Raw genomic sequence first — 3,584 nt, 5'->3', positions numbered from 1 at the left:
GCGCTGGACTGGCTGGCGGGCCGGGGGCCGCCGGCATTCACCGTCTGGCGGTGGTCGGGGCCCGGGCGCACGGCCGCGGCCAGCTCCTCCACGGAGGCGGGTGTCACCTCCCGGGCGGGACGGGCGGCGACGTTGCCTCCCCAGTTACGCCACGTGCCGTTCTTCCCGCTCGCTGTGGTGCTCAACGGTGCCTCCCCGACCCGCGGCCGGCCTGCTGAGCCGGCGGTACCCGAGGAAACCGACCGCGACCGCGACGGCCCCGGACACGGCCGGAACCCCGTACCCGGCGCGCGCGTCGGCTGCGTCGATGACCCAGCCGGCCACGGAGGAGCCGAGCGCTACCCCGACCGCCAGGCCGGTGCTCACCCAGGTCATCCCCTCGGTGAGTTTCGCGCGAGGTACGTGCTCTTCGATGAGGGACATCGTCGTGATCATCGTCGGCGCGATGGACAGGCCCGCAACGAACAGCGCCACGGCCAGAAGCGGCAGGTTTCCGACCAGTAGGAGGGGGATCATACTCACGGCCATCGCGCATATGCCCAGCAGCCACCGGCGCTCCGGCGCCCCGGCGAAGCGCAGCAGCCCGAACACCACTCCGGCGAGGCAGGAACCGGCCGCATACAGCGCCAGGACCACGCTCGACGCACCCTTGTGGCCGCGCTCGTCGGCGAAGGCCACGGTGACCACGTCGACCGCGCCGAAGATCGTCCCCGTGGCCACGAAGGTGGCCACCAGTACCTGCAGTCCGGGAACGCGTATCGCCGAACCGCCGCCGTGGTGCTCGCGCGGGTGCGGCTCCGGCTCGGTGGCCCGCTGGGCCGTCAGCCAGAGGACGCCGGCGGCCAGGAAGCAGCCGGCCAGCAGTGGTCCCGCCTCCGGGAACCAGGCCGTGGACAGCCCGATGGAGATGATCGGCCCGAAGATGAAGCACACCTCGTCCACCACCGACTCGAACGAGTAGGCGATGTGCAGCTTGGGGGTGCCCCGGTACAGGGCCGCCCAGCGGGCCCGGATCATCGCGCCCAGGCTCGGTACGGAGCCGATTCCGGCGGCGCAGGCGAACAGCACCCAGTCCGGCCACCGGTAGTGCGCGGCGAACAGCAGTCCGGCCGCAGCGGCGAGCGCGACCAGCGTCGCCGGGCGCAGCACCCGGCGCTGCCCGTACTGGTCCACCAGCCGCGAGACCTGCGGACCGGCCGCCGCCGCGGACAGCGCGATGGTCGCCGACAACGCGCCCGCGAGCCCGTACCGCCCGGTCAGCTGGGAGATCATCGTGACCACGCCGATGCCCATCATCGACAGCGGCATCCGGCCGAGGAAGCCCGCGGCGGAGAAGGCCCTGGTGCCTGGAGCGGCGAACAGGGCGCGATAAGGGCTGGCCACGGGGTCTCCGTAAGGTGTGAAGAGAGTCGTTACAGCTTACGGGTAAGGCGACCCTAACGCACCGCCCTGAACCGTACTCGTCACCCCGCTGTTTCCCGGCTGTCAGTGCCGGGTGGCAGGATCGGACCCATGCCAGACGCGCTCGATGCCACCCCCTACGACGCCCTGCTCCTGCTCTCCTTCGGCGGCCCGGAAGGCCCGGACGACGTGGTTCCGTTCCTGGAGAACGTGACGCGCGGGCGCGGCATCCCCAAGGAACGCCTCAAGGAAGTCGGGCAGCACTACTTCCTGTTCGGCGGGGTCAGCCCCATCAACGCCCAGAACCGCGCCCTGCTGGACGTCCTGCGCAAGGACTTCGCCGAGCACGGCCTGGACCTGCCCGTCTACTGGGGCAACCGCAACTGGGCGCCCTACCTGACCGACACCCTGCGCGAGATGGTCGCCGACGGCCGCCGCCGCATCCTGGTCCTGGCCACCAGCGCCTTCGCCTCCTACTCGGGCTGCCGCCAGTACCGCGAGAACCTCGCGGACTCGCTGGCCGCGCTGGAGGCCGAGGGCCTGGAGCTGCCGAGGATCGACAAGCTGCGGCACTACTTCAACCACCCGGGCTTCCTGGAGCCGATGATCGACGGTGTCGTCGAGTCCCTCGCCGACCTCCCCGAGGACGTCCGGGACGGCGCCCACATCGCCTTCACCACCCACTCCATCCCGGACTCCGCCGCCGACACCTCCGGCCCGGTCGAGGGCCACGGCGAGGGCGGCGCGTACGTCGAGCAGCACCTGGACGTGGCCCAGCTGATCGCCGACGCCGTCCGCGAGCGCACCGGGGTCGGCCATCCCTGGCGGCTCGTCTACCAGTCCCGCTCCGGAGCCCCGCACATCCCCTGGCTGGAGCCCGACATCTGCGACCACCTGGAGGCGCTGCACGAGGCCGGCGCCCCCGCCGTGGTGATGGCCCCCATCGGCTTCGTCTCCGACCACATGGAGGTTCTCTACGACCTCGACACCGAGGCGGAGGCCAAGGCCGGGGAACTGGGCCTGCCGGTGCGCCGGTCGCCCACCGTGGGCGCCGACCCGAGGTTCGCCGCGGCGGTCCGTGAGCTGATCCTGGAGCGCGCCGCCGCGGAGAGCGGCCGGGATGTCACCCCGTGCGCCCTGGGCGCGCTCGGCGCGAGCCACGACCTCTGCCCGGTCGGCTGCTGCCCGGCCCGCGCCCCCCGCCCCGCCGCCGCGGGTGCCGACAGCCCCTACGCGTGAGGAGCCCCGTGACCCGCCCCGCGCACGACCCCCTGCACACGGACCTGCTCGAGCTGGCGCGGGAGGCCGCCCGTCGCGCCGGTGAGCTGCTGCGCGACGGCCGCCCCGCCGACCTCGCCGTCGCCGCCACCAAGTCCAGCCCCATCGACGTCGTGACCGAGATGGACATCGCGGCGGAGAAGCTGATCACCGACCTGATCGCCGGGTACCGCCCCGACGACGGCTTCCTCGGCGAGGAGGGCGCCGCCATCGAGGGCACCAGCGGCATCCGCTGGGTGATCGACCCGCTCGACGGCACGGTCAACTATCTGTACGGCCTGCCCACCTGGGCGGTGTCGATCGCGGCGGAGCGGGACGGGGAGACCGTCGTCGGGGTCGTCGCGGCGCCGATGCGCGGCGAGACGTACCACGCGGTGCGCGGCGGCGGTGCCTGGGCCACCGGTGCCTGGGACGGCGAGCGCGCGCTGGCCTGCCGTCCCGCCCCGCCCCTGGACCAGGCCCTGGTCTCCACCGGCTTCAACTACGTCTCCGAGGTCCGCGCCCACCAGGCCGAGGTCGCCGCGAAGCTGATCCCGCTGCTGCGCGACATCCGGCGCGGCGGCTCGGCCGCGGTCGACCTGTGCGACGTGGCCGCCGGCCGCCTCGACGGCTACTACGAACGCGGGCTGAACGCCTGGGACGTCGCGGCGGGCGACCTGATCGCCCGCGAGGCGGGCGCCCTGACCGGTGGGCGCCCCGGAGAGCGTCCCGCACGCGATCTGACGGTGGCGGGTGCCCCGGGCGTCTTCGAGCCCCTCCAGCGCCTCCTGGAGGACTTCGGCGCCTGGCACGACTAGGCGACGGGGCGCGGGCGGCCCCACCCCCCGCCCCACCAAAAAAACAAGTATGGGGGGGCCGCGCGGGGCGGGGGGGGGGGGGCGGCGCGGCGCGCCGCGGGGGGGGCT

Annotated in this window: 3 protein-coding genes and 1 pseudogene; 2 read left to right on the top strand and 2 right to left on the bottom strand. The window is 73.6% G+C overall.

The genetic code is table 11. The annotated features are described in order from the left end of the window. Positions 1-185 (bottom strand): annotated as a pseudogene (locus ACFW2E_RS43450) (hypothetical protein); the annotation flags it as partial. Further along, positions 145-1,383 carry an MFS transporter gene (locus tag ACFW2E_RS43445; RefSeq protein ID WP_384476681.1) on the bottom strand — a complete coding sequence of 413 codons (1,239 nt, stop codon included), beginning with the start codon at positions 1,381-1,383 and terminating at the stop codon, positions 145-147. The gene ACFW2E_RS43445 and the pseudogene ACFW2E_RS43450, both read right to left, overlap by 41 nt. Positions 1,384-1,512: 129 nt before the next feature. On the opposite strand from ACFW2E_RS43445, the gene ACFW2E_RS43440 reads away from it, so the two are divergent. Both ACFW2E_RS43440 and ACFW2E_RS43435 read left to right on the top strand, forming a co-directional pair. Next, entirely contained in the window at positions 1,513-2,640 is a 1,128-nt protein-coding gene (locus ACFW2E_RS43440) for a ferrochelatase (protein WP_384476679.1), read from the top strand. Between the two features lie 8 nt (positions 2,641-2,648). Beyond that, the gene (locus ACFW2E_RS43435; protein ID WP_384476676.1) at positions 2,649-3,476 is read left to right on the top strand and encodes an inositol monophosphatase family protein; all 828 of its coding nucleotides are present in this window, start codon (positions 2,649-2,651) and stop codon (positions 3,474-3,476) included. The last annotated feature ends 108 nt before the right edge of the window (positions 3,477-3,584 follow it).

The organism is Streptomyces sp. NPDC058964, from assembly GCF_042741275.1.
Lineage (GTDB): Bacteria > Actinomycetota > Actinomycetes > Streptomycetales > Streptomycetaceae > Streptomyces.
The sequence above is the reverse complement of the archived record's forward strand: the minus strand, read 5'-3'. Positions and strand labels throughout refer to the sequence as shown.

Coding starts and splice junctions, on each gene's coding strand:
- ACFW2E_RS43440 (WP_384476679.1), top strand. CDS start 1,513: ATGCCAGACGCGCTCGATGCCACCCCCTACGACGCCCTGCTCCTGCTC.